This window comes from Microcoleus vaginatus HSN003, from assembly GCF_022701255.1.
Taxonomy (GTDB): domain Bacteria; phylum Cyanobacteriota; class Cyanobacteriia; order Cyanobacteriales; family Microcoleaceae; genus Microcoleus; species Microcoleus vaginatus_B.
This window is the reverse complement of sequence record NZ_CP031705.1, coordinates 1,131,136-1,157,660: the sequence shown is the minus strand read 5'-3', so window position 1 is coordinate 1,157,660 and position 26,525 is coordinate 1,131,136. Positions and strand designations below refer to the sequence as shown.

Sequence of the window (26,525 nt, the reverse complement as noted above, 5' to 3'; positions counted from 1 at the left end):
AAGGAATTGGTAATTGGGAAAAGGTGCTTTTTTCCCATTAGGTCGGAGTTTTTAACTATTAGCAACTACCAATTACCAATTCCCAATTATACTTTACCCATTTTTTGAGATAGTTGCTCGGCTACCCGCTTGAGCCGCCGCAGTTGGTCTTTCATATCTTTCTCCGTCCAAGGGGCTGCAAAGCGATTGAAACCAAATCTAATTAAAGGATTGGGAATTTGAAATTCAAAGCGGTTAATCAAGAGAGTCCCTTGGATTTGAGGCTGGCATTCCCAACGATCGCATCCTTTGAAAAATCCGTCAAACCCCCAAACAATTAAACCGGGTTGTCGCTCCAACACAACACTCTCTAAAGAGGGTTGCAAAACGGGAATTTTTATGATAAATAAGCTACGACTTCCTACGGCAGTATCCCATTCGCCCTGGGGATCGCAGCGTAGCAGGGGATTGAGCCACTTGTGCATTAAAGTGCGATCGACTATACACCGCTCAACCAGAGTAGCAGCAGCGCGAATTTCAATGGATTGCTCGAAAACTTGACGCATTGACATGGAAACCTGCAACAAGGAGGGTATTACAAAACTTTGCTTACTTTATAGTTCTTTATTTACTTGTAACGTCAATTTTTCCAAAAATTAAAAGATTGACACACTCATAATTACAGTGTATCATCTTGAAATAAAGTATATATACCGATTATGGAGTTAGTCGAAAGGCACATCATTAAACCAAATCATAGGTTTTATCGAGAAGCCGATAGACTGTCTTTGGTGTGCAAAAATCTTTACAATAGCGCTAACTACATCTACCGTCAAAACTTTTTCGCTAGCCAACAAACAAACGCTCTGGCTGTTTATCACGCGCTCAAAACAAGTCCTGATTACAAAGCACAGCCCGCAAAGCTAGCGCAAAGCAGCCTCGGCTTAGTGCTCAAAGCATTGACTAGCTATTATCTGGCGGTGCGAAACTATCAGGAAGACACCACTAAATTTAAAACCGCCCCGAAAATCCCTCCTTATAAAGGTTCAAGAGAGCGAAAAAGAGAGGACGGGCGCTATGTAGTTGTATTTAATTGTCAAGCTGTCAGCAAAAGAGCCTTAAAAAAAGGATATGCTCGTCCCTTGGGCACTAATATTTGGTTGCGCTCAAAATTCACCTCGATTCTGGAAATCCGGATTGTTCCCAAAGTAGGTTGTTATGTTGTCGAGGTGCTCTATAAAAAGTTAGAACAGCCTTTACAAGTTAATCAGAGAGTAGCTGCCATAGATTTAGGATTAAACAATCTGGCAACATTAACCTACAATGTTTCTGGGTTAGTACCGACAATCTACGACGGACGGGCTGTTAAGTCAACAAACCAATACTGCAATCAAGTTTCATCGGCATTGAAATCATTGCTGCCCGTAGCGCAAAAAAACAGTAGAAAACTCGCCAAGTTGTGGCACAAGCGTAACTGTAAAGTGGATTACTACATCCACACGACGAGTTCCGCAATTATTAAAGAACTCGTTAATCATCAAATTGGCTTGCTGGCTATAGGCGGGAGCCCTGATTTTAAAGATGGGATTAATACTGGTAAGATTAATAATCAAAATTTTGCCTGTATTCCCCATTGCCGGTTCGTGCGAATGTTGCAGTACAAATGTTGCAGTACATAGGACAACACAAAGGACAACTTGCAGGAATTCAAGTTGTGTGTGTTAGTTGAGGAGAGTTACACCTCCAAATGCTCAGCTTTGGATTTGGAACCAATTCAACAACATTCCGACTACATTGGCAGTAGGGTAAAAAGAGGATTGTTCAGAACCTAAACTGGATGCTTCATAAATGCCGATGTAAACGGTTCTTTGAAGATTGGCCCAAAAGCAGTCGGAGATGGGTTGCTCCCTAATTCGATAGAGGGTTTTGTAGTTAACCCAGTACGGTTAAAAGTGTACAAACATTAAATTTAGGCGATGTCTAGATTTTTTGGAACTATTCTTAAAGTTTCGTCTTCTCCTTGTCAAATGTGACGTTAACCTGAGAAAAAAATGAATGAAACTTGGCAAGAAATAACTAGACCCATATCGGGCCCAATAGCGGATTTGTCCGATCGCATTTTGGCCCAGGCTCAGCCCGGAAATCCGCTGACAGATGCCGAACGCGGAATTAACAATTTCCTTCAGGGCTCAAACATTGAAAATCTCCTCTGGGCCGTCGGTATCCTGCTCATTGGCTTGATAGTATCAGCCGTCGTCTCATCTGTAGTGGGGGGATTGCTCAAGAAGACTACGCTCGACAATCGCCTGGCTGCTTGGATTACCGGCCGGCCGGAAGGAGCTGGAGCCCCGCAAGTGGAAAAATGGATTTCCGCAGCGGTGTTCTGGATCATTTTTATCTTTTTCCTAATTGCCTTTTTCAACCGCCTGAATCTAACGGCTGTCTCGCAACCCCTCAATACTTTTCTCAATCAAATTACCGGTTTCTTGCCGAAGTTAGCCGGCGCGCTAATTTGGTTGGGGATTGCTTGGGTGTTGGCAACTGTCGCCAAAATGGCCGTATCGCGGGCGATGCGGACTTTTAGCGTGGACGAGCGCTTGAATCAGGAGGTGGGTAGTGGGTCCGGCGAGCGCCCCTTGCTGTTGAGCGATACTCTGGCGAATGCGCTGTACTGGTTCGTTTTTCTGCTGTTTTTGCCGCTGATTCTCGACTCACTGGAAATGCAGCAGGCTCTGCTGCCAGTTAATAATTTACTCAACCAAATTCTGGCGGCAATTCCGAAAATTCTGGAAGCTGTGGTGATTGGGTTTGTGGGCTGGCTGCTGGCTATGGTGGTGCGGCGGATTGTCACGAATCTGTTGGCTGCTGCTGGGGCGGACAGTTTGGGCGCTCGGTTTGGAATTTCGCGGACTTCCGGCGGACAATCGCTGTCGTGGATTATCGGCACGATCGTCTATGTTTTGATTTTGATTCCAACGGCGATCGCAGCTCTGAACGCTTTGGACATTCAGGCGATTTCCCAGCCGGCAATCGCGATGCTCAACACGATTCTGGGCGCGCTTCCGAACATTTTTACAGCAGCCCTAATTCTGGCGGTTGCTTATATGTTGGGACGCTGGATCAGCGATTTGGTGACTAATATCCTGACGGGAATTGGCTTTAACAATGTCTTTTCTTGGTTGGGAGTGCAGCAGCCGAAACAGCGGCTGCGGCTACCGCCGAGTTCGATAGATCCGGACGCAACGTTTCTTCAAGAACCGGAACTTCCGGCCCGCACGCCTTCAGAATTTGTTGGCATCGTGGTGCAGGTGGGCATCATGCTGTTTGCTGTGGTGGCGGCTACCGATGTGCTGGGGATTGCAGCACTGACGGCGATTGTCAGCGGTATTGTGCTGGTGGCAGGTAGGGTGCTGGCAGGTTTGGTGGTATTTGCGATCGGCTTGTATTTGGCGAATCTGGCGTTTAGTTTGATTGCCAGTTCTGGAACTCGCCAAGCACGGCTTTTGGGCCAAGCGGCTCGGATTGCGATTATTGCCTTTGTTTCGGCCTTGGCGCTGCAACAGATGGGCATTGGCAGCGATATTGTCAATTTGGCTTTCGGGCTGCTGCTTGGGGCGATCGCAGTTGGCCTCGCTCTAGCTTTTGGTTTGGGCGGGCGCGAGATTGCGGCCGACCAAATTCGCGAATTGTTAGCGTCGTTTAAACAAGATAAGACGCCACGTTTGTAATTCTCTAAAAAGGCGTTTGTACTTGACAAACGCCTTTTTTATGATTAATTTCATTGTCAGGGTCCCAAAGCAATCGCAAAGCCTTTGAATTTAACGATACAGCTATAAGACTGTTCGGAAGCAAAGATTGATTCTTATTTCTGGGCCGATGCCCCTAATTGAGAAGGGTAAGAGCTGCCTCGCCGGCCCTAAAACAACAAAACCTTCTCATAGAGAAGGTTTTATCACAATCGGAGCGGCGGGATTTGAACCCACGACCCCTACTACCCCAAAGTAGTGCGCTACCAAGCTGCGCTACGCCCCGACAGCTTTAATAGCTTAGCATAGAATTCCCGAAAAAGTCAAAAAACTTTTAATACTTTTGCGGCCTGCACCAAAGTGAGAACCGCAGCCGCCGGCCAAAAACCCTCACACCTTCGGCCAGCATTCAAGATCAATTGCACACTGTAAGCTTCGGGATAGCCTTCCACCTGCACCCACAGCAAGTCGCTTTCGGCTTCAATGGCGATTTTTTCCTCGTCCATTAACTCAGAGGCCATCTGACTCATTGTGCCGGCTAATTGCCCCAACAATCGGCAAAAATCGTTCAACTCAGCCTCCGTGAGTTCGATCGCCCAACCGTCGCCAGCCACCAAACCCTTAAACTCCTCCGCTTCCGGGTTCCATCCCAAACGCCACCCAACACCCGTTTTAATTACACGTTCCACCATTGAGGGATTTTAGATTTTAGATTTTGGATTTTAGATTAGTAGGGCTTACCCATAAATACGAAAGAAACCAGGTTTTTTACCATTTTCAAAGGTCGGGATGCAGTATTTCCGTAAAAAACCCGGTTTCTGCATTCCAGAGTATTAGGGTATGAGCAACTTGGCATCTCCCGGCTGCGGCTGCGGTATCTCCGGCGAATTCGATCGCCCTTGTGGTTTTTCCCGAGTCGCCGGTGTGGGCCCACGCCCGGAATTTTCGGTAAAAACATCAACCAAAGCTTGAACTAAAGCATCCCGCTGTGCTCTATTTAACCTCTGAATAGCAGCGCGATCCTGTTCCATTGGATTTGAGCGCAAAACGTCCTTTCCCGGATAAACGCTTTCGACCAAATAATCGGGAGTTGCCCCCAAATAGTCAGCTAAACTCAACTTCCAATCAAAGCGGTAATTGGGCGGCCGTCCTTTGACAAATACGTGATATCGAATCAACCGCCCGACTAAAGTATTGGTAGAATCGACTTTTCCAGTTTCCTTAGAAATGTAGTTATTCTCGATCGGCAAATCCGGCAATTTTTCGTACACCAATTTCCACGCATCTTGCACCCTCACTTGCGATGGCGCAGATTGTTGAGCCACCCGCTGCACTGAGGCAGACTCAGAACTCCGCAGCAGCGAAGGTTCCAAAGCCGACATCCTCAGTTCCCCGGATTCCAATATCCAACTCAAAAGCGTGAAAATAGCCACACTCAAAGTAACCAACAGAAAACTTAAGCCCTGCTTTAATCTATTCACGGTTTTGACAAAAATTTGAGAAATAGAATAATTTCATAAACTTAGTCGCAAGCAGATGTCCTAGTTTATAATTTTAGGATTTACGATCCTTAACCCGGTTTGATAGAAAAATCAGAGGTTTCTTAACGAGGGAACTAGGAATAAACCGGGTTTCTCGTCCCCCCACCCAAGTCTAGTTTGACAAAGTTTTGAGTTTTGAGTTGACAAAAATTTTTGGCAATTCACCACTCAAAACTCAAAACTCCCGAAGCCTAGATATCTCCGATTATTTCCGGCTGACTCAGTTCGTCCGACATCTCAAATATCGCCCGCATTACAGGTTTCATTTGATGGTCGTCCATATTGTCAAAATCTTCATAGCGACGGCGTTTTGCGCGGTTCGCCACCTGCACCGTAATCCGATAGCGGTTGGATGCACCGTTAATCAACTCTTCCGCCCGACGGGTAAGCTGAGTTGAATCGAAGGTTGGACGCTTAACCATGAGACTACCTACTTTATGTAATGTTACATTCTAGTTTAGCTTAGTCGCGGGAAGCCCCGCGCCAAACATGGTACGACCTTGAGCGACGGGATGTTCGCTGTGCGAGTCAAGGGGTTCGATGCCCCGCCGACTTGGCAAATAATCTCTGCCACCACCCTATTATTTATCATGTTCTGTAAACCGTGTTAACATAATGGAATGTTAAAAGCAGTCAAGGTCAGACTTTACCCCACAAATGCACAGCAAGCTCATTTGGCTCAAGCTTTTGGGTGTGCGCGTTGGGTCTGGAATCAGTCACTTGCGGCTATGTCAATAGCTTACAAAGAGACGGGTAAAGGTTTGTCTGCTCTTGAGATGAAAAAGCAGATCCCGTTTTGGAAAGCTGAACACGAATGGCTAAAAACTTGCTATTCACAATGTCTTCAGCAATCTGTGCTAAATCTATCTCAAGCGTTCATTAACTTTTTTGACGGACGTACTGGTTATCCATTTTTCAAAAATCGCCATGGTCGGCAATCCCTTCAATATCCCGCAAATGTCAAACTATTGAGCCAAGGGGAAATTAAATTCCCAGGTTACTTAGGAACGGTAAAAGCTAAGGTTCATCGAAACATAGAAGGAAAGTTGAGGACTGTTACGGTGTCGAGGATGCCTGATGGTCGCTATTATGCTTCGCTATTGGTCGAGGATGGTCTTGACTCGCCAGAACCCAGTAGTGAAGGCAAGACGATTGGGCTTGACTTGGGGCTGATTGATTTTGCCGTCACTTCGGATGGCTCAAAATACCAAAACCCACGGCATCTTAAGAAGCATGAGCTTAACTTAAAACGCAAACAGCGAAAGCTATCTCGCAAAAAGGATAAGACCACTAACAAGCGGCGTAAAGCTCGTATTGCTGTGGCAAAAGTGCATTCTAAAATTTCGAGAGTGCGCTCGGATTTCCTCCACAAGCTGTCCCGTAAGACAGTTAACGAAAACCAAGTTATCGTGGTGGAAAATCTAGCAGTGAAAAACATGGTCAAAAATCATCACCTTGCCCAGGCAATTAGTGATGCAGGTTGGGGAATGTTTTGCACCATGCTCAAATACAAAGCAGAGTTTGACGGCAAGACTTATCTAGAAATAGGCAGGTTTTTTCCCTCTTCTCACCTTTGCTCAAATACGCTGCTACAAATCCCAAAGATGGATCTCTGTGTCCGCTCGTTTGATTGCCCTCGTTGCCATCAGCGACATGATCGAGATGTGAATGCGGCGATCAATATCAGAAATGAAGGCTTACGGATTTTGGCGTTGGGAATCAGCGCTACTGCCCTTGGACGCAATGTAAGACCAAAACGGTATGGACGCAAGTCTACTACTGTAGAGGCTGTTGCGGTTGAATTGGGAAGCCCGCGTTCTATCTGTACTCAGATGAACGTCGGGTAATTCACTATGTCAAGATTCATAATTTATTAACTGAGTATCATTGCTTATGCAGGTAGCAACAGCCTATTCCTTTGGTCACTTGCATCGGGGAACTTCTCATCCCCTCAAATTGGTTGCTTTCGGTGACAGCTTAATCTACGGTTTCGGCGACGGTGTAGGCGGTGGCTGGGTGGAAAGATTGCGGCGCCAGTGGATGTTACCGGAGAGTGCAGGACACGTTTTATACAATTTGGGCGTTCGGGGCGATCGCACCTATCAAGTCGCCCAGCGGCTCGAAAACGAGTTTCGCCAGCGTGGCGAGCTCAGAAACCGCGTCCCGGATGCGATTATTCTTTCCGTAGGCCTCAACGATTCGGCGAGAGTGCAGTCGCCTACCGGGCGCAGCTACACTGATTTTGAGCATTTTAAAACTGTTTTGGATAATTTGTTAAACCTGTCCCAACAACTTTGTCCGGTGATATTTGTCGGGATGGTGCCGGTGGATGAAAGTAAAATGCCTTTTCAAGATTGTTTGTATTACAGTCATGCTGACCAATATCGGTATAAAGAGGCAACGAAATTAGCTTGTGAGTTGCGGGGAATTCCCTATTTAGATATTTTTGATAAATGGCTCGCTCGGGGCAATATTTGGTGTAGTTCGTGTCTAACTTCCGATGGGCTTCATCCCAATGCAGCGGGCTATCAATCTTTATTTGAAGATGTGACCAGTTGGGAGCCGATCGCAAGTATTAGTCATTAGATATCAGTCACCCCTCATCAGTAAAAATGAAGTAGGGTGCGTCAGCTAGCATTATTTTCGCTATAAACTAACAATTTCACAACTGACGCACGCCCGCAAAAAACGGTGCGTCCGAGTCAGAATTTCGGTGCAAATGGAAAATCTCAAACCTGACCCACCCTAACACTGATTGTATTCTTCACCATCAAGTGAAACTTTATAAAATGCTCAATAACCAGGTGGGTGTTGCAAGCTACCAACCACTTTGTCGATCGCTTCTGCGATCGCCAACAACTCCATTTCGCACCAGCGCTTACCAACAATTTGCATTCCAATCGGTAAACCATTCTGAGTTTGTCCAATTGGAATTACCACGGCAGGATGTCCACTAAGATTAGAAGGCATGGTGTAAGCTCCGTTTGCCACTGCATGAGGATAGGATCTGCCATTAACATCAACGGCAGTCCAAGCGGGACGATGGGTAAACGCAGCGGTTGCCGCAACTGGACAAAGCCATACATCCCACGGTTCTAATGCCTCATCCATATCGGCAGTGAAGCGATCGCGCTGTGTGAGTGCCTCGAAATATCCTTTCAAACTTGGATTCAATATCTCAGGTAGGAATCTGCTGAAATCTCCCAATTTTCGGAGTTCCTTGTCGCCTTGGGTTGCGGTGCGGAAGATTAACTCTAAACTACGACGCAGGTTATATCTATCCTGCGGTTGAGCGTAGATAGTGAGGTACATTGAGATCCGCCCGTAGAGATTCAATATTTTGGAAAGGTCAAAGTCTTTGGGAAGCCAGCGTTCGGTTTGGACACCTGCGTGAGAGAGTGTCTGCACGATCGACTCCATAGCTGCTCGAATTTCAGAAGCAACGGGAACTTCGGCCCATTCAGCGCTCCAAGCGATTTTGAGATGCTGCAAAGGCTTGCCAGAGGGTCGATCGAGCGGAATCGGTGGGACATCAGGGCGTCGCAGATCCGCCCCTGCAATTAACGAAAAACATAGCCGGATGTCTTCGAGCGATCGAGCAAAACACCCCACTGTCATCATTTGCCGAATAGATAGTGGCATTCCCGGCACTTCAGGAATCTGCCCTGCTGTAGAAATACGGCGATCTGTCGGCTTTAAACCATATATGCCGCAGAAATGAGCGGGTTGACGCACTGAACCCCCGAAATCGTTCCCCAAATCCAACGGTGAAAGTCCGGCGGCGACAGCAGCGGCACTCCCTCCAGAACTGCCCCCAGGTGTGTAGTCTAGATGCCAAGGATTATTCACCCGTGGAAACAGAGAATTTGTGCTTTGATAATCGGCAGCCAGTTCCGCCATGTTGGTTTTTCCCATAATGACAGCACCTGCTGCCCGCAATCTCGCAACAGCAGTTGCATCCTGTTGAGGCACATAATCTTTGAGGGGAATATAGCCTGCTGTGGTGCGGAGTCCGGCTGTTTCAAAAATGTCTTTAATCGTGATGGGAACCCCATGTAAAGCACCCCAGTTTTCTCCTCTGGCTAGGGCTTCATCGGCAAGTCTTGCTCTAGTACGGGCATTGTCTTCATCCAGCGTACAAATGGCGTTTAGTTTCGAGTTGTGCTTTGCGATTTGAGTAAGGTAAGCGTCGAGAACTTCGACGGCAGAGACTTGGCGATCGCGAATCATTCGCGCTAGCTGATGGGCAGAGGCAAACGTCAGGCTACTCATAAGCAACATACAGGTATTTCTCGATCGAGTCAATTATATTCACTTTTAATTAATATAGTTAACTAATATCAAACGGCTTTGTCCCTAAATCCTGTTAATTGCAGACACAAGGTAGATAAGGGAGATAAGCAACATAAGGATTTTAAGGAATTTAAGCCTTTTAAAATTCCACACTAAGAATAAAAATATTTATTTTAAAAGACCGTATCTTCCCCGCACAAGAAGTAAAACTTTTCAATAATGATTACATAACTGGGGGAAAGAGCAAGTTGGACAGGAATCAATCAGCCTATCAAAAGCTTAGTTCTCCTCAATAAAAAAATTGTGTAAATTGGAGAATCAAAAAATGTCTGTATTACATCGCATCAAATCCGGTACATCTGTTTTATTAACCTTGGGAACAGTTGCCGCAACCGCAGCGCCGATGCTAGCTCCCGCGCCTTCTTTTGCTCAGACAGCTTTTTCGGATGTTAATAATAACTACTGGGCAAAAGACTTTATTCAAGATTTGTCGGAAAGAGGCATTATCAAAGGATTTCCCGATGGTAGTTTCCGGCCGGATGCACCAGTAACGCGGGCTGAATTCGCGGCAATGGTGCGTTCTGTGAAAAAGGCCAAAAGCCGCGATGCTGTAAGGTTTGCCGATGTTCCGTCTAATTTTTGGGCAAGCGGGGCGATCGCCGAAGCTTACGAAATGGGATGGATGTCTGGCTATCCCGGCAATGTTTTTAGGCCGACACAGCAGATTCCTCGCGTTCAAGTTGTAGTCGCTTTAAATAACGGCATGGGCTATGAGCCTACGTGCGATTTTCAAGATGTTCTCAGCTACTATAATGATGCGGGTGAGATTCAAAGTTATGCTGTCAAAAGCGTTGCTGCTGCTACTGAAAAACAGTTGGTTGTCAGCTATCCCAGTCCTAAATCTCTCAAACCTAACAAGTCAGCAACGCGAGCTGAAGTAGCTGCTTTTATCTATCAAACATTAGTTAGTAGCAATCAAGCAAGAGCAATTAATTCTCCTTACATTGCTAAGATTGATGTTAGCGAATCTGTTGCTCTGCAAATTCCCAAGGGGGTGACTATCCCAATCGAGTACACAAAAGGCAAGATTTTGCTCGGCCCCAATGACAAGTCTCCAATTACGCTGACTGTAGCTGCGGATATCGCGGGTAATAATGGCCAAGTGCTGATACCCGAAGGCTCGAAAATTAGTGGCGAATTGCGATCGACTGCTTCGGGCGTTCAATTCGTAGCCCAAGAATTAAGTATCCTCAACGGCAGCAGAGTGCCTCTCAATGCCACTTCGCAAGTGATTACTAGGAAAGAAACTGTTACCAAGGGCGTTAATGTTGGTAATCTGGTTAAGAATACGGCGTTGGGTGCAGCAGCAGCGGCGGCGATCGCAGGTGTTACGGGCGATCGGGCGATCGCGACTGAAGAGGTGCTCGGCGGTGCGGGAATCGGGACTTTGATCGGAGTATTTTTGGGCCGAGATAAAGTCGATTTGTATACTGTTAATCCTGACACCGATTTAGATTTGCTTTTGAATTCCGATTTGGTACTTGGTACTGCCAGCACAGACATTTGTAGCGCTCGATAGAGCCGATACTTGGAAATTGCCTCAAACCCCTCGCCTTGCAGGAGAGGGGCTTTAATGTGTGTATTTTACGTCGCTACAGGTGCATCTAATCAAACACTTACTCAGGAATTTTTTAACTTGTAAATTTCTACGGACATCCCAAACTTTCGCGGGTAGAAACTCCTGTCACGGGATTGACACCATCTGCTTTCTCGCACAGGATTGTCACTTGATAAGCGTCGATAATCGCGTCAGTAAAATCAGCGCCGGAAATGGCAGCATCAAAAAACCGAGTTCGAGTCATAATTGCCTCGGAAAAATTAGCATTCATCAAATTAGCGCCGTCGAATGTAACTCTATCTGCCAAAGCACCGGAGAGGTTGGCACCTGACAAGTTGGCATTCAGCAAAACTCCCTTAGTCAAAATCGCATTAGTTAAATCAGCACCTTGAAAATTGGTTCCCCGCATTTCGGCTGCGACAAATGTTCCCCCTGCTAAATCCGAGTTGGAAAAATCGCGATCGGACAAATTAATATTTGTGTAATTAATATTTGTTTTCGGTAGGGCAAATGCCGGAGTAGCACTCAGCAGCACCCACCCCAAAGCCAACACTAAACTTAAAACCAGGCTCAGGAAAATTCGGAAAACGCTTTTCATGATGATGGGAATGGGGAATGGGGCATAGTTGACTGTTGACTGTTGACTGTTGACTGTTGACTGTTGACTAATGACTAATAACTAATGACTAATTAAAATCGCTTTACCCAATCTTCGCCAACGCGAAGTGTCAAGTCAGAATGGATTTCACCGGTAGAAGATGCTTCAATTTTACCGCCGCCTAACTCTTTTTGCAGTAGATTCGCTGCCTCTAAATCGCCTTGCTGAACAATAATTTGACTGTGACGCTCCTTCTGGGGCGAATCCTGCACTACAGATACATTAAAAAAGCCCTTTTTTGTGAGAAACTCACCAACGTTTTTTGCGGTTGTCGGTTTGCTAGAAGCGTTTTGGACAGCTATTTTGAGGTTTTTGGGCAAAACCGACTCGGTTGGGTTGCGAAATCGTCCTTGGGCGAAATCCGGCACGCCCGGGTTTAAATATTGCGTCATAATGCGATCGAGTCCCATCACATCTACAATCCAATAACTCCTCAAATCTCCTTCTTCAGAACTAGAACTTCCCGGCAACATTACCATTTTAAAATTCTCTCGCTCCAATTGCAAACCGAAATTTGCCAGCGTCAATATTTCCTCATAGTTTAGGTTTGTATCCACATATTTTTGCATCAATCCAACAATTTGTGGCAAGCGCACCAATACTGATGGACTTGTGAGGCGGTTCCGAATAGCTTCAATTAAAGATTGCTGCCGCTGAATGCGACCAATATCTCCTAAACCATCGTTGCGAAATCGAGCAAATTGTTCTGCTTGTTCTCCGTTGAGAGTTTGCCATCCCTTGGATAAGTTTATTTTTAACTTTTGGGCGCTATCTGTATACGACATGGCGCGAGGTACAAATACCTCAACTCCGCCCACTAAATCGACTAATTCCCGAAACGCATTGCTGCTGACTCGCACGTATCGTTCTATTTTCGTATTGTTCAGCATACTGCTAACCAATTGCGTCGCCAAAGCTGCTCCTCCTCTAGCATTGGCTTCGCTAATTTTGCTGAAGGGAATTCCGGGAACTTCGACTTTAGTATCTCGCGGAACTGAAAGCAAACTAATAGATTTATCTCTAGGATCGAGGTGGAATAAGAGTATTGTATCGCTGCGACCGTTAAATATCTTAGGGCCATTGGCGGCAGATTCCGGCACCCCGTCAATTCCCAATATCAAGATATTAACTGAGCGTGACAGGCGGTATCCAGAGCGGTTGGAGGATAGATAGTCAAAGCCAGTAGCCTCTAATACTCTATTGATAATTGGCGGTTCCACGGGAGCTAACAGAGCGGTAATTGCCCCCATTGTCGCGGAGATGGCCGCTGTGAAAACCAGGAAAAATACCCCCACTACATACACGAAAAATTTAGGCTTTTTTCGAGATATTTTATCGACTGGTGTAACAAAGTCTCTTTTAAAAATTGACAAGTTTTTCATTGACTTGCTGTTGATTATTGCAGTTTTTCAGCTTTGCAGTAAAACTTTGGCGGTGCTTCTGGAAAGTATTTGAGCAAAGCCGGACACAGCCAGCCTTCGAGATTTTTCGATTCCCAGCGATACCAGTTACCGCCGTATTCTGCTTTCAACCACAGCATTTCTGCTTGATATCCGGGAAATGGATTGGCTGAAAATAAAAGTCGGAAACCTTGAGCGGCATTGGGAATGTCTGCGACAAGCGCGTTAATCATTTCGGGGACGCCCTGAACAAATGGTTCTCGGACAAGTCCGACTCGCTCGTCGTCAAAAACCCAGGTGTACTGTTCGCGATAGGGGTAAATTACCATCATGGCATTGGACATGGTATTCGCCTCTTTTAATTTCCTTTGTTTTGTCTGCAAAAATGCAAGTGTGGATACATTATATTCTGTTGCGCGGAAGTTGTGCGCTATCCGCTTTGACAACCCTGTTTTAACTTAGGAATTTTCGGGGGTTATTTACAACTTTTCTGCGGCGTGGGCGGATTGGCGAAGTTTAGGGCTATGGGGCTTTATATCTGTTTTTTGTGTAATTTTTTAGTGGAGGTAAATAGTACCAAACTTAAAGAGGAATAAAGGTGCTTACTTGGCGGATTTTTACTCTTATTGTGCCTATTTGTATAACCTTTACGACGTTTATAGTAAGGACGAATAATCGGTATTCACCCACACTATGAGAACCGACACCCTAACTACAAACCGATAACTGTTTGTAGTTAGGGTGTTATGTTTCTTTCCGCGAAGCTCCAACTCACATTCTCGTCAGCTCAACCAGCGCCTTAGCTAAATATTGATACTGGGGCAAAGTATTATATAACTGAGCCGAAATCCTCACCAACTGCTTGCTAGCATCCGGCCAAGGAATCACCGGAACTTCTATTTTAAAAGTCTCCCACAGCGCCTCTTGCAAAGGTGGAATTCCTCCCTTTGCAACCACATCAGACTGCGAGTCTGCCAGTTGCACAACAGCCATCGAACCAACCATTTCATCAGGACAAGGCAGTGGTAAACCTAATTTGTCCGCCAATATTTTTCTCCCCGCCAACGCCAAAGCATGATTTTTTGCCCTCAATTCCGGCCAGCCGCCGCTCAACAAAGAACCCATAAAATCAATAGCTACAGGCACGCACAAATAGGGACTTGGATCGACAGTTCCCATCCAGTCAAATTCTAATTGAAAGCGCGATTTATCAGCGCGGGGCGAGTTAGCACCGTGACTGATCGTAGTTGGTCGAATGGCATTTTGCTTGTCGCGCCGCACGTATAAAAAGCCCGCACCTTTCGGCGCGCACAGCCATTTGTGGCAATTTCCGGTATAGTAAGCCGCGCCAATTTCATCTAAATTCAGCTCTAGCATTCCCGGCGCGTGAGCTCCGTCTACTAATACATCGACGCCACGGTTAGCTAACTCGCCGACTAATTGTTTGATGGGAAAGATTAAACCTGTTTGGCTGACAACGTGGTCTAATAAGGCTAACTTTGTTTGCGGTGAAACGCACTTAATTATTGCTTCAATAATTTGGTCGGGTGACTCAATTGGAAAGGGCACTTCTGCTACTATTACTTTAGCCCCTGTCCGCTCGGCTACAAAATTAAGTGTGTTGCGGCAAGCGTTGTATTCCTGATTTGTAGTTAGTAATTCGTCGCCCGGAGCAAAACAGAGCGATCGCAAAACTGCATTTACTCCCGTGGTGGCATTCGGCACAAAAGCCAAGTCATCCTCACTCGCACCGAGAAATGCTGCTAACTGATTTCTCGCATTATCCAACAAGGGTTCAAATTCCCGCATTAAAAAGCGCAAAGGTTCTCTTTCAAGTTGTTCCCGAAAAGCGGTTTGCGCTTCCAGTACGGGAATCGGACAGGCGCCAAAAGAGCCGTGATTGAGGAAAGTTATATTGCGATCGAGCAACCAATATGCGTTAATCATTAGTAATTAGTAATTAGTAATTAGTCATTAGTCATTAGTCAGTTAACTGTCAACTGTCAACCGTCAACCATTTTACCTTTTAATTGCTCAAACTCTTCTAATGTATTGCAATTCGATAACATGATTGCTTCTCGTTCCCCTACAGGTAGAGGGATTGCGGGGATTTGATTTAACCACACTTGAAAGGAACGCCCACCTTTGTCAATAAAACTTTGCAAACTCAGCAGAGATTTTTGGCGGTAGAAGCCGCACAAAGGCTCCCAGCGCGAATTTTGATAAGGCACAACTGCTAAAGTTGATGCGGGAAACTCTGTTAACTGACTTGCCCAATTTTGAATAATCTGGGCATCCAACAAAGGCAAATCGCAAGCTAACAGTAAAATCCACTCGGCGGCTATTTCTTTCAATCCCTGAGTCAATGCAACCAAGGGCCCGGAGCCCGGATTGTACTCTACCAGAAATTGGGATGTTTCGGTTAAGGTCGATCGATAGCGATCGGGCCAAGCAGTCAGAACATAAACTTCTGGCCCTACAACTGTTGCAACTTCCAACGCCCGCTGCAATAGGCATTTGCCCTCAATTTCCAGCAGAGCTTTATCCCTACCCATCCGCGAACTTTGACCGCCTGCAAGCACAATTACAGCAATTTTATGGTTAGTCATTAGTCAGTAGTCAGTAGTCAGTAGTCAGTAGTCATTAGTCATTAGTCAGCAGTCAGTAGTTATCGCAAGAATTGCCTGTTTTGAACAGGCAAGATGCCTGTTCCACAATAATTATTGGAGATGTCTAGTAGTCAGTAGTCCGTAGTTAACTGTCAACTGTCAACTGTCAACTGTCAACTGTCAACTGTCAACTGTCAACTCAAAACACTAACGGCTTGGCTAACTTCCTCAAGTTTTTGCACGACTTGACCGCTACTTAATAAAGTTTCTGCCTCAATCAAACCCGAGTTCATATCTAAACAAACTCCGCTGCGCCACAGATAAAAGCCGCCGTTCCAGATAGCGGACTGCATCAATTCCGATGGTTTTCCCAGCAACACTTCGTGCATTTGTTTGAATAACTCAGAGGCTGATTCAAGGGCAGGATTCGTGCTGCTAAAACCGTAATCTCCGTGAGCTAAAAGCAGTCGCTCGAACTCAGTGTCCGGCTTAGCAATGCCGATAATCGCAGTACGATCGCGCGGCAGATCGCAGCTTCCCTCCAATCCCTTGACAGTGGTATAATTTTTGATTCCCCGCAACTCAAAGGCTTTTTGAAACATACCTTCTGTGGGCGGGTGGACGTAGCCGGAGATGACGTTAACGTCGCCGGCACAGGGACACCACATCAACTCCATGGTTGAAAAAGGTGGCCGTTTGCCGATTTCACGGCGGTAGGGAACTAAAGCGGCGGCTTCAGGAAAATGCTTGGGAAGGTGAACAAAACCTAAACCCGTACTGTCAAAAACTTGCTGGACTTTTTCTAAACTCAGTTTTCTCCAGTCCACTCCCAAACCACGCCAAATTTCAATCAGGGGAATGCCTTCCTTCGTTGGCATTGTATCCCCTCCGTGCATAAGGGTTGGGACGCCAGAGGAGGCTAAAATTAGGGCTGTTAAAGGGCTAATGGGAGCCGTGCGCGATCGCCCGTCGTAAGCAACCCCAAACACGGCCACGGTAGAGACGGAAAACCCTTTTTCTCGGTTTGGGGGGGCAAGCATAGGCCCCAATTCTTCATAAGCATCGAGCATTCCGGCTAATTCTTCGCCCGTGGGCCGTTTAATGCGGTGGGAAATCATAAAAGCTCCGATTTGAGCCGGTGTTGCTTCCTCCAGCAGCATCATCCGCGTGGCTGCTGCTGCTTCGGAACGAGTTAAGTTTTCTCCTGTGTGTACTCCGCTGCCAATTTTTCGCAGCAATTCTCTAAATGCGTCACTCATAACTTTTGAAGTTGGTAATTGGTAATTGGTAGTTGGTAGTTAGTAATTGGTAGTTAGTAATTGGTAATATTTGAATCCGTTTAAATTTAAAATTCCCAAAATTCAATTCAAAATTATCGAATTAACTGCCTGATTTTTCTAGCTTGATTACATCAAAAGGCGGTACAAATTCACGTACCAGGTTCCAGAAATGGGCGATCGGCGGAATTTGCATTCGATCGTGAGTTGTCACCAACACCACTTCGCGAGTCCAAGTCGGATCGATCGCCGATTGGCCGATCGCCGAAACCTTGGAATTTGACCGCTCTTGGGCGATCGACCGAATTGCTAAAGTGCGATCGCCCTTCGCCTCTAGCAAAGCTGAATGCGGCAGCAAAGCAATCAATTCTCCCTGTCGCACCACACCCCGAAAAGCATCAAGAGTGTTGAGTTCCAAAACAGCATGAAGTTTAGCACCGATGCGTCCAAATTGTTCTTGCACCATCCGCTGCATTCCGTACCCATCCTTAAACACCACTTGCGGGTAACAAATCAATTCCGGCCAAGGTACTCGATCGTACTGAGCCAAAGGATGACCCGCCGCCATCAATACCTCGATCGGCTCATTGTAGAGCACCTCAACCAACATTTCCGGGGCTTGAGTAAAATGGCGGTTGTTCATCACCACCGCTATGTCCACCAAACCGTCTTTGAGGACTTTCAGAGCTCGATCACTTCCGAGGGAAGTCACCCGCAACTGCACGTCTGGATAGTCGCGGCAAAACTTTTGCAACACAGGCGGCAAATAAGCAGCGCAAACCGAATGAATCGCAGCCACGCAGAGTTCGGGCTGCTTTCCCGCCCGTAAATCTCCCAATTCTTCTGCAGCATTTCGCCAACTCTGACAAATTTTGCGAGCGTGAGGCAGCAGGCATTCCCCTCCCACAGTCAGTTTTGCGTGGGCTGTGCGGTGAAACAGCGACAAACCCACTTCCGCTTCTAATCCCTGCACTTGGCGGCTAATAGTCGATTGGGTAACGCCACACTTCCGGGCCGCTTGCTGAAAGCTACCGGTTTCAGCAACTGAAAGAAATGCTTGAAGCTGCTCTAAGCGCATGAATGTTTAATTCGAGATGGTTTCAGAAATTTTACTGGAAGATAATCTGTGACATTAACCGATTTAGTAGCAGAATTTAGTAGACTTTGATACAGGTACAGATTTGTTTTGATTCCGGGGCCAGAGGCGGGGATGCTTGGCTCCAAGCATCAATCTGCTCCGGCAGAATTTCTGAGCCTCCAAATAGAGGTCGATTCTCCTATGTTCAAGGGATTTCTGACTCGGCAAACTTCTCAAAAAATGGATTCAATAAAGATGAATTTCTCCAATATTGCCAGCTTCTAGCTAAACCGTTTCAATGATCGGCACTCTAGTAATCCCTTCATCTAGTGAGTTCAATTGCTCTGTTTTTCCGTAAGTTGTGAAGTCAAAAGATAGCATTAAATTTCGTACCTCCTTGGGAATAATCGTACCTCACTCTCCCTAAACCTCTCAATAAATGTACGAATATTGCAGGCAGGTTAAAGCCTGCTGTGAACTTTACTCCCCGGACTAAAGCCACTTTTGTTTTATGTTTTTTTGTGTATAAACTAGAAACTAGCGGGTCAGCAACACAAGTGCAACTAGGATCGATCGCACAGGAAAGCCGAAATGCGCCATTTATTAAGATTATGTCATTAAACCACAATTTTATTTCGCCAGATGACTGTTGCCAGTGGCAACCTCAGTTGATGGGACTGCACGCGGTCAGCGATGTGTTAATTGCCTTGGCTTATTACTCAATTCCAGCAATTCTGACATACTTTGCCCGGAAGCACCGGAACGTGCCTTTGACCAAGGAATTTCTCCTATTGGGAGCCTGGTTTTTCTGCGGCGGGACAACTCACTTGATGCAAGTTTGGATGCTGGTGCATCCCAGCTACTCGCTGTCAAGTTCGATCGCCGCCGTTACCGCTATCATCTCTTTGTGGGCTGTAGCGTCCCTGATACCCTCGGTTTCTCAAATGTTGGCTGTGGCTGGGACGGCCTCTTTACCAGCAAATACGGCACTGGGAACCCAAAAGGTCGATCGACTGCAAGCCGACTCTGCCATTCAAAATTCCGGATCATTCCCCACAACCGAACTCCAGCAAATTAACGAGCAATTTCTCGCAGAAATAACCCAGCGCGAGCGAGTCGAAGAACTACTGCTTGACGCTTTAGGAAAACTGCAAGAAAGTGAAGAACGCTTCCGCGTTTTTCAGGAATTATCTCTAGACGGATTTAACGTGTTCCGCAGCCTTCGTGACGAATCCACAATTGTGGATTTTGAATGGGAATACGTCAATCCCGCAGCGGCAAAAATTCAACAACATACACCTGAAGAATTAATCGGCAAGCGATTGCTGCAAGTCCTGCCCGGCCATAAAGAGAGCGGTTTGTTCGACCGTTACGTGGAAGTTGTAGAAACAGGAATTACCCTCGATACTGAGATTTATTACAACAGGGAAGGCATTGTCGGCTGGTTTCGGATTATGACCGTTAAATTGGGCGACGGTATTGCTATTTCTTTTGGCGATATTACTAAGCGCAAGCAAGTAGAAGCATCCCTGCGCGAGGCGCTGCAAAAACTCACTTCTCATTTTGAAAATAGTCCCCTAGCGGTGATTGAGTGGGATGAAAATTTTAGGGTTAGCGGCTGGTCGCCGGCAGCCGAGAAGATTTTTGGGTGGAAGGAAACAGAAGTTTTAGGAAAGCATTTTAGCGACTGGAAATTTATAGATAAGGGTGATTTTGAAGAGGTAAAATCGGCAGTTTATGGTTTAAGAAAACCAGGTCGTCGCTGCAATGTAGTTCGCAACAGCAATTATCATAAGGGTGGTTCGTTGGTGCATTGCGAGTGGTACAATTCGGCTTTCTACAGCGAGTCTGGACAGTTGATATCGGTGCTATCTCTGGTTTTGGACGTGACGGAACGCTTTAAATTTATGGAAGTGCTGCGACAGTCTGAAGAGCGGTTTCGGATTGCTGCAGAAAGCGCTAGCGATTTGATTTATGAATGGGATATCGAGACCGGCATCGTGCTGTGGTTCGGTCACGTAGACCAACATTTGGAGTACGAAAAAGGTGGATTTCCGAGGACAAGAGCAGCTTGGAACAGTATCTTGCATCCGATCGACCGCGATCGAGTTTTGGCTGCGGTCGATCGGTATTTGAGTGCTCCAGACAGTTCTGGTGCCCCATTTTTTCAGGAATACCGCGTTCACTGCCAGCGGGGCCGCTTGCTCCACTGGATCGATCGGGGCAAAGCAGTGCTTGACAAACAAGGCAATCCCTACAAATGGATCGGCGTGATTAGCGACATCAGCGATCGCAAAGAGGCCGAAGAACAGCGGAATTGGGCATTGGCGCGGGAACAGGCCGCCCGTCGCCAAGCCGAAGCCAGCGAACTGCTTTACCGCGTGCTCGCTGAAGCCATCCCGCAAATAGTTTGGACTGCCAGAGCTGACGGCTGGTTCGACTACTACAACCAGCGCTGGTTTGAATATACTGGCTTGACTCTGGAGGAAACTCAAGGCTGGGGGTGGCAGCTAGCCCTGCATCCAGATGACGTGGAAAATTGCGTAGAAAGCTGGAAGACCTCGGTGGAGATGGGGAGCACTTACGAGGTGGAATACCGCTTTAAACGGGCATCTGACGGAGCTTACCGCTGGCATCTGGGCAGGGCATTGCCCGTGCGGGACGCTGATGGGCAAATTCTCAAATGGTTCGGGACTTGTACTGATATTGACGATCGCCAGCGATTGGCACAAACAGCCTATTTTAGCGCTCAAGCTTTGGCTTTGCTGTCGTCGGCTTCCCTGGATTACGAGAAGGCGCTGCAAGGTTTGGCAGATTTAACAGTACCGGGGCTGGGAGATTGGTGCTGTGTGCATTTGCTGGATGCAGACGGCTCGATCCGCTTGCAAGCAGTTGCTCACTCTGATCCGAGCAAAGTCGCTCTGCTGTGGCAAATCGATCGGCGTATGCCGCTAGATCCCCAAGGACGGCACGGAGTAGCAAAGGTGCTGCGGACTGGTGAGTCGAAGCTCTACCCAGAAATACCGGAATGGGTGATCGAGGCGGTTGTGCCGGACAGGGATCTGCAGTTGGTGCTGCGAGGCCAATCCCAGGTACTGTCGGCAATCTGCGTGCCGCTGATCGCTCGTGGGCGGACGCTGGGAGCGATTTCCTTGCTGTGCGGGGAGTCGGGCCGCCGCTGCGGGGAGGGCGATTTGGTTTTGCTGGAGGATTTGGCGCGGGATGCGGCGGTGGCGATCGACAATGCGCGACTTTACCGGGAAGCAGCCGAGGCCAATCGGATTAAAGACGAGTTTTTGGGAACGCTTTCTCACGAGTTGCGGACGCCTCTGAACGCGATTTTGGGCTGGGCGCAGATGCTGCGGCAGCGCCAGATGAGTCCAGAAAAAACGGCTGTGGGTTTGGAGACTATTGAGCGAAACGCGCGGTTGCAGACTCAGATGATTGAGGATTTACTGGACGTTTCTCGGATTGTCAGCGGCAAAGTGTGTTTGAAGCTGTTCCCGGTGGATTTGGTGCGGATTGTAGAAACGGCCGTGAAGGCACTGAGCCCTGATGCTGAAGCTCGGGGTATTGAATTGGTGAGTTTTTGTGACGAAGGGGTGAGCGTGGTGAGGGGCGATGCTACTCGTTTGCAGCAGGTGGTGTCTAATTTGCTCTCGAATGCTATTAAGTTTACGCCGCCGTCGGGTCGCGTGGAAATAAGGCTCTCGAAGGATGGGGAACCGGGAGCAGCGGGTGGCGCCATCTTGTCTGGGCGGTCTCCGGTTCACTCTGTTTCGATCGTTGTCAGCGATACGGGAATTGGCATCAGCAAGGAGTTTTTGCCGTTTGTGTTCGATCGCTTCCGCCAAGCTGACAGCACTTCTACGCGCAATTACGGCGGGCTGGGACTGGGATTGGCGATCGTCCGCCATCTCGTGGAACTCCACGGCGGCAGTGTCTGGGCCGAAAGTCCTGGGGAAGGACTCGGCTCGACTTTCGGAGTGCGGCTGCCAATTGAGCAGACCTAAAGTTTGGATTTTTCAGTTATCGAGTTCAAAATTCAATATTTAAGTTCTACGTAAGGTGCTTATGGCGCACCCTAAATTTAAATGTTTTCCGCAAATTCGCTCGCTCTTAATTCTCCTGCCATTCTTGCAGGGCGATCGCAATTCCTTGTTTCAATCTTGGTTCGAGACTCTCTTGCTTAACTAAGTTTTCTAATTTCTGCCTGGCCTCGGCAGCACCTAGCTGTTTGATCGCTGCCATGCAGTGCAGCCTGACGCTGCTGTCTGCGTCGTCCAACATTGAAATCAGAGCGTCTAGCCCTCTCATATCTCCTAATTTTCCTAAACCTAAAGCTAAAGAGTTTTTGCTAACTGCCTCCTGCACGGCCGGATGATTTGTTTTCAACAAATCAATCAGAATTTTAGCAGCTACAGCTTTTAATTCCGGCTGTTCTACTCGCCCTAAAACAGTGACTATCTCTTGATAAACAGTAGAATTTATGTTAGTAAATTCGGGGAGTAATGTCTGATGCAAATATGCTAAACCGGTTGCAGTTTCCATCCAGCTTAGGGCGCGCACTGTTTCAATTTGCAATTCAACGGGAGTTGTGGGCGATCGCAGCAATTCAAATAAAGCAGCCGCTGCAGCATCGGTTTTCACTCGCCCGATCGCGATCGCCGCTTGCTGACAAACTTCTAATCGAATGTCCGAAAGTAAAGGTTTGAGCAAGTTAACTAAATCTAATTCTGCGTCTAAATAGGCACGCGCGCCAAGAGCTCGCACGGCTTCTTTTCTGACTGCTGTCGCCGGATCTTTGAGCGCTGCTACCAGTACCGGCGGGATGCGGGAGTCGTGAAAGCTGCTCAGGGCCTCGATTGCGGCTGCCCGCACCGCAACTTGAGAGTCTGCGACTACGCTCAACAGCGGTGCGATGGTTTCGGTGCGCCGAATTTGGGCGAGTGCTACTGTTGCAAACTGTCGCGAGTCTTTTTGCTGCAAGAGAGTTGCTAGGGATTCTATGGCTGTTTGGCCCAAATTCCCTAGGGTTTCGGCGGCGATTTGGCTCAATTCTTCGTCGGAATTTTTGACCAATTCTACTAAAGCTTGAATCACTTCCGGGCGATCGAACTTTCCGAGAATGCGGGCGGCGAACCACCGGGGCTCCGTGTCTGCGTCTTCGTCTTCGAGCACGGCAATTAAAGGTGCGATCGCGCCATTTCCCAGATTGGGCAATACTTTAGCAATTTCCCAACGGTCTTGAAAATCGCCCCATTCCAAGGCTTGTATTGCTAAACTGACAGATTGTTCTAAAATGTGTTGTTCCTGCGGCTTACTGCCCTTGGCTGTCACTTGCTGCAAGCATTCGACTAGCCCAGGCCAGTTTTGGCGATCGGCAGCGACTTGCGCTTTTTCTAAAATATTACACATGATTTTAAATTAAGTTCGATCGAGAAGCGAGGTTTTTTGCTGCTAGGTCAGAGCAGGAGGTACTTTTTAGGAATCTTTTGCTACAATTATCCATTTTTTGACATTTTTGTCAATCCATCATAACTGGTAAAATAGAAGTAAAGCATTAATTTCATCCAGTTAAAGCATCAAGCTATACTTTTTGTAATTTAAAATACGCAATATTCCTCATGAAAAATTAACAAATGAAGAAAGCTCTACTTTTAGTAAACCAGCACTCCCGAAAAGGGCAAAAGCTATTATCTCAAGCCAGTGGAGAATTAGAAGCACTCGGTTTTGAGTTAATTATAGAATCTACTGACCACGCCCACGAACTTTCCGACACTATTCGCCGCTACCAAAATCGAGTCGAATTAGTAATAATCGGCGGCGGCGACGGCACTCTCAACGCTGCCATAGAAGGTTTGATAGATACCAAGTTACCCTTGGGTATTTTGCCGATGGGAACTGCTAACGACCTAGCCCGGACTCTGGCAATTCCTACAGATTTATCCGCAGCTTGTCAAGTAATTGCCAGCGGTAAAGTTCGGCTAATAGACTTGGGTTGGGTTAACGGCCAACATTTTTTTAATGTTGCAAGTTTGGGACTAAGCGTGGAAATTACCCAGCGGCTGACGAAACAGGTGAAGCAGCGCTGGGGAGTTTTAGCTTATGCTTTTACTGCTTTGCAGACAATTTTTTCAGCGCGACCGTTCCGAGCAGAAATTAAGATAAACAACCAATCTTTTAAGGTTAAAACTATTCAAATTGCCATTGGCAACGGCCGCTATTACGGAGGTGGCATGACAGTTGCCGAGGATGCCACCATCGACGACAGGCGACTGGATTTGTACAGTTTGGAAACAATAAATTGGTGGGAAATCATTGGTTTGCTGCCGGCTATGAGGCAAGGAAATTATACCAAGTCGCCTAAAGTTCGCGTCTTGTACGCTCAAGAATTTGAGGTTAATACTAGCAAACGCCGTCCGATTAATACCGACGGTGAAATTACAACTCACACGCCTGCACAATTCCGAGTGATTCCCGAAGCTTTAGCAGTTATATCTCCTTCATAACTTACAACTAATATAATTATGTTGTGGAACAGGCATCTTGCCTGTTCATCTGTTAGCCACGGGCAAGATGCCCGTGCCACAATTCATTAATAAATTATATTGTGTTGTGGAACAGGCATCTTGCCAGTTCATATATTAGCCACGGGCAAGATGCCCGTGCCACAATTAATCACTTAATAATCGCCTCCAGCGCCATATTGCCATGCTTCAACTAATCGGTGAAAATAGTATTGCTGTCCCGGTGCTAAATTTTTTACCTGCGGTTCTAGGGCTTTCCCCAAAGGCTGCAAGCCCGTATAAATCCATAAATTTAGATAATGAACCATCCAATCGAGCAAATTAGCTATTCCCACCTGCGGGATAATTTTCATAACTAATCCGGGATGGCTAATTGCTGTTTTAAACAAGGTTTTTGACAAAGCCGGAAACAGCACAATATCCTGAAGAAAAGGTTTGAGTACCGGTTCTCCCAACTCTTCCATTACCTGAAATACGGTAGCCAAAAGTTGATTGATTTGATTGGGATCTATTTTTTGATTAATCGCAGCACTCATCGAACGCTGAAACAACCAGGTAACTGATAGATTCGGCTGGTAGGGTTGCAAAAGTGCGAGGGCATTTTTGTCGAGACTGTCGCTTGTCAAAGCTTCCTCAATTCCTAGAGTCAAGCGTTTGAGGTGGCGTACCATGGCGCCGAAACCGCCGAAGCTGAGGGGAGATTGGCTACCGCTGCTGTCTCCGACTGGAAGTATGCGATTCCAAGGCGTTTTTAGAGGACTTTGGCGATAGCAGGGGAAAAATCCGTAGAGTGCTCTTTGGAATTTTAACTGTTCGAGTTCGACGTTTTGATATTGGGGAAGCAAGCGCAAATACTCTTCAAATAATGTTTCTAAACTGAATCTTTCTGTGTCGGCGTCTATGTAGGTAAATAAGTAGGTTGTGCGGCCGTCTCTGGCTGGAAAGGCTTCCCAAAAATATTGGCACTGATTTTGCATTGGGGTGAAGGATGCAAATATATCGCCAGTGTCGTTTTTAGGGTATCCTTGAGCGCAACTGCCGACTACTAAACATACGGCGTCGGGTTTTTTGCCTTGTCTTGCTTGGCGGACAATGGGCGAAAAATGTCCCATTGCGTCTAATAATAATCTGGCTTTAAATATTTTTGTAGCAGGTTGTGTATCGGTATTTGCCGATTCTACCAAGACTCCATCCGGGTGAAGGGTGGCTGTTTTAAATGGTGTATTTTCAAATAGCTTTCCCCCAGCTTGGAGGAATCGCTGTTTGAGGGTTTCGAGGAGGTAAATTGGATCTATTCCGATGTTTAGTACGCCAGAAATCCAGATGTCGGGGGTGTTGGCAAAGCTGATGCGGGCGGGGTTGTATTCGGTGGCTATGGCCTTTTCTATCTCTTCAACTGATAGCAAATTTAGTTCTAAGAATGCGTCTAATTCTTTGCGAGAAATGTTCCATTCTTGCTCGCGGCCTCGCAGGGTGCCGCGTTCGAGCAGGGCTACTCGCCAACCCCGCAGGACTAAGGCTGTACCGATTAATATTCCTAGGGTTCCGCCGCCGATAACTATGTCGAAGTCGAGGGTTTCCAGGGGTTGTTGGCTGTGTTTGACTGCTTGGGGTGCTGGTGCGGTGTTTTGTTTGAGGTTTTCCCAGAGTCGATCGACTTTTCTCAGGCCTCCGAGGGCGTCTCCTGGTAGTTGGGAGAGGATTTGTTCGGTGAGGGACATCGGGTTTTAGTATTAAACAGTGCTTGATTTTTTATAATTTAGCTTAGATTAACATTTGCGACAGTTTCAGGGCTG

At 46.9% G+C, this 26,525-nt stretch carries 21 protein-coding genes and 1 tRNA gene; 7 read left to right on the top strand and 15 right to left on the bottom strand.

The window, feature by feature from the left end; all coding sequences use genetic code 11:
• Positions 1-86: 86 nt before the first annotated feature.
• Entirely contained in the window at positions 87-551 is a 465-nt protein-coding gene (locus D0A37_RS04820; RefSeq protein WP_242721778.1) for an SRPBCC family protein, read from the bottom strand.
• Positions 552-698: 147 nt separating this feature from the next.
• On the opposite strand from D0A37_RS04820, the gene D0A37_RS04815 reads away from it, so the two are divergent.
• Together D0A37_RS04815 and D0A37_RS04810 are read left to right on the top strand one after the other, a co-directional pair.
• A complete protein-coding gene (locus D0A37_RS04815; protein ID WP_242721776.1) occupies positions 699-1,658 on the top strand; it encodes an RNA-guided endonuclease InsQ/TnpB family protein in 960 nt (319 codons plus the stop codon).
• Between the two features lie 372 nt (positions 1,659-2,030).
• Positions 2,031-3,707 carry a mechanosensitive ion channel gene (locus tag D0A37_RS04810; RefSeq protein WP_242721774.1) on the top strand — a complete coding sequence of 559 codons (1,677 nt, stop codon included), beginning with the start codon at positions 2,031-2,033 and terminating at the stop codon, positions 3,705-3,707.
• A 230-nt stretch (positions 3,708-3,937) separates the two neighbouring features.
• Here the strand turns inward: D0A37_RS04810 and D0A37_RS04805 are convergent.
• The 4 genes from D0A37_RS04805 to D0A37_RS04790 form a co-directional block, all read right to left on the bottom strand.
• Positions 3,938-4,011, bottom strand: a tRNA-Pro gene (locus D0A37_RS04805).
• 37 nt (positions 4,012-4,048) lie between these two features.
• Entirely contained in the window at positions 4,049-4,417 is a 369-nt protein-coding gene (locus tag D0A37_RS04800; RefSeq protein ID WP_242721772.1) for a DUF1818 family protein, read from the bottom strand.
• A 141-nt stretch (positions 4,418-4,558) separates the two neighbouring features.
• Positions 4,559-5,206: a hypothetical protein gene (locus tag D0A37_RS04795; protein ID WP_242721769.1), complete on the bottom strand. Its 648-nt coding sequence runs from the start codon at positions 5,204-5,206 to the stop codon at positions 4,559-4,561.
• Positions 5,207-5,457: 251 nt separating this feature from the next.
• A complete protein-coding gene (locus D0A37_RS04790) occupies positions 5,458-5,688 on the bottom strand; it encodes a DNA-directed RNA polymerase subunit omega (RefSeq protein ID WP_242721767.1) in 231 nt (76 codons plus the stop codon).
• A gap of 198 nt (positions 5,689-5,886) precedes the next feature.
• On the opposite strand from D0A37_RS04790, the gene D0A37_RS04785 reads away from it, so the two are divergent.
• Both D0A37_RS04785 and D0A37_RS04780 read left to right on the top strand, forming a co-directional pair.
• A complete protein-coding gene (locus D0A37_RS04785) occupies positions 5,887-7,113 on the top strand; it encodes an RNA-guided endonuclease InsQ/TnpB family protein (RefSeq protein WP_242721765.1) in 1,227 nt (408 codons plus the stop codon).
• A 46-nt stretch (positions 7,114-7,159) separates the two neighbouring features.
• Positions 7,160-7,852 (top strand): GDSL-type esterase/lipase family protein, encoded by a 693-nt coding sequence (locus D0A37_RS04780; RefSeq protein WP_242721763.1) that lies wholly within the window; start codon positions 7,160-7,162, stop codon positions 7,850-7,852.
• 207 nt (positions 7,853-8,059) lie between these two features.
• Here D0A37_RS04780 and D0A37_RS04775 read toward each other — a convergent pair whose 3' ends face one another.
• Complete coding sequence (locus D0A37_RS04775) at positions 8,060-9,547, bottom strand: amidase (RefSeq protein ID WP_242721761.1); 1,488 nt, start codon at positions 9,545-9,547, stop codon at positions 8,060-8,062.
• A 337-nt stretch (positions 9,548-9,884) separates the two neighbouring features.
• Here D0A37_RS04775 and D0A37_RS04770 point away from each other — a divergent pair, with 337 nt between their 5' ends.
• Positions 9,885-11,138, top strand: coding sequence for an S-layer homology domain-containing protein (locus tag D0A37_RS04770; protein WP_242721758.1), 1,254 nt, complete (start codon positions 9,885-9,887; stop codon positions 11,136-11,138).
• Between the two features lie 127 nt (positions 11,139-11,265).
• Here the strand turns inward: D0A37_RS04770 and D0A37_RS04765 are convergent, their stop codons facing one another.
• From D0A37_RS04765 to D0A37_RS04735, 7 genes are all read right to left on the bottom strand, one after another.
• Entirely contained in the window at positions 11,266-11,775 is a 510-nt protein-coding gene (locus D0A37_RS04765) for a pentapeptide repeat-containing protein (protein WP_242721756.1), read from the bottom strand.
• A 92-nt stretch (positions 11,776-11,867) separates the two neighbouring features.
• Entirely contained in the window at positions 11,868-13,217 is a 1,350-nt protein-coding gene (locus D0A37_RS04760) for an LCP family protein (protein WP_242721753.1), read from the bottom strand.
• 14 nt (positions 13,218-13,231) lie between these two features.
• Positions 13,232-13,579, bottom strand: coding sequence for a DUF6717 family protein (locus tag D0A37_RS04755; RefSeq protein ID WP_190661090.1), 348 nt, complete (start codon positions 13,577-13,579; stop codon positions 13,232-13,234).
• Between the two features lie 427 nt (positions 13,580-14,006).
• Positions 14,007-15,182 carry an aminotransferase class V-fold PLP-dependent enzyme gene (locus D0A37_RS04750; protein ID WP_242721750.1) on the bottom strand — a complete coding sequence of 392 codons (1,176 nt, stop codon included), beginning with the start codon at positions 15,180-15,182 and terminating at the stop codon, positions 14,007-14,009.
• A 56-nt stretch (positions 15,183-15,238) separates the two neighbouring features.
• On the bottom strand, positions 15,239-15,844 hold the full coding sequence (locus D0A37_RS04745) for a molybdenum cofactor guanylyltransferase (RefSeq protein ID WP_242721747.1): 606 nt from the start codon (positions 15,842-15,844) through the stop codon (positions 15,239-15,241).
• Between the two features lie 194 nt (positions 15,845-16,038).
• Complete coding sequence (locus tag D0A37_RS04740) at positions 16,039-17,103, bottom strand: anthranilate phosphoribosyltransferase family protein (RefSeq protein WP_242721744.1); 1,065 nt, start codon at positions 17,101-17,103, stop codon at positions 16,039-16,041.
• Between the two features lie 121 nt (positions 17,104-17,224).
• Positions 17,225-18,199 (bottom strand): LysR family transcriptional regulator, encoded by a 975-nt coding sequence (locus D0A37_RS04735; RefSeq protein WP_242721741.1) that lies wholly within the window; start codon positions 18,197-18,199, stop codon positions 17,225-17,227.
• Between the two features lie 611 nt (positions 18,200-18,810).
• On the opposite strand from D0A37_RS04735, the gene D0A37_RS04730 reads away from it, so the two are divergent.
• Complete coding sequence (locus D0A37_RS04730) at positions 18,811-22,212, top strand: PAS domain S-box protein (RefSeq protein WP_445242536.1); 3,402 nt, start codon at positions 18,811-18,813, stop codon at positions 22,210-22,212.
• A gap of 106 nt (positions 22,213-22,318) precedes the next feature.
• Here the strand turns inward: D0A37_RS04730 and D0A37_RS04725 are convergent, their stop codons facing one another.
• The gene (locus D0A37_RS04725) at positions 22,319-23,617 is read right to left on the bottom strand and encodes a HEAT repeat domain-containing protein (protein ID WP_242721735.1); all 1,299 of its coding nucleotides are present in this window, start codon (positions 23,615-23,617) and stop codon (positions 22,319-22,321) included.
• Positions 23,618-23,841: 224 nt separating this feature from the next.
• Here D0A37_RS04725 and D0A37_RS04720 point away from each other — a divergent pair, with 224 nt between their 5' ends.
• A complete protein-coding gene (locus D0A37_RS04720; protein ID WP_242721732.1) occupies positions 23,842-24,711 on the top strand; it encodes a lipid kinase in 870 nt (289 codons plus the stop codon).
• Between the two features lie 173 nt (positions 24,712-24,884).
• Here the strand turns inward: D0A37_RS04720 and D0A37_RS04715 are convergent, their stop codons facing one another.
• Entirely contained in the window at positions 24,885-26,450 is a 1,566-nt protein-coding gene (locus D0A37_RS04715) for an FAD-dependent oxidoreductase (RefSeq protein WP_242721729.1), read from the bottom strand.
• Between the last annotated feature and the right edge of the window lie 75 nt (positions 26,451-26,525).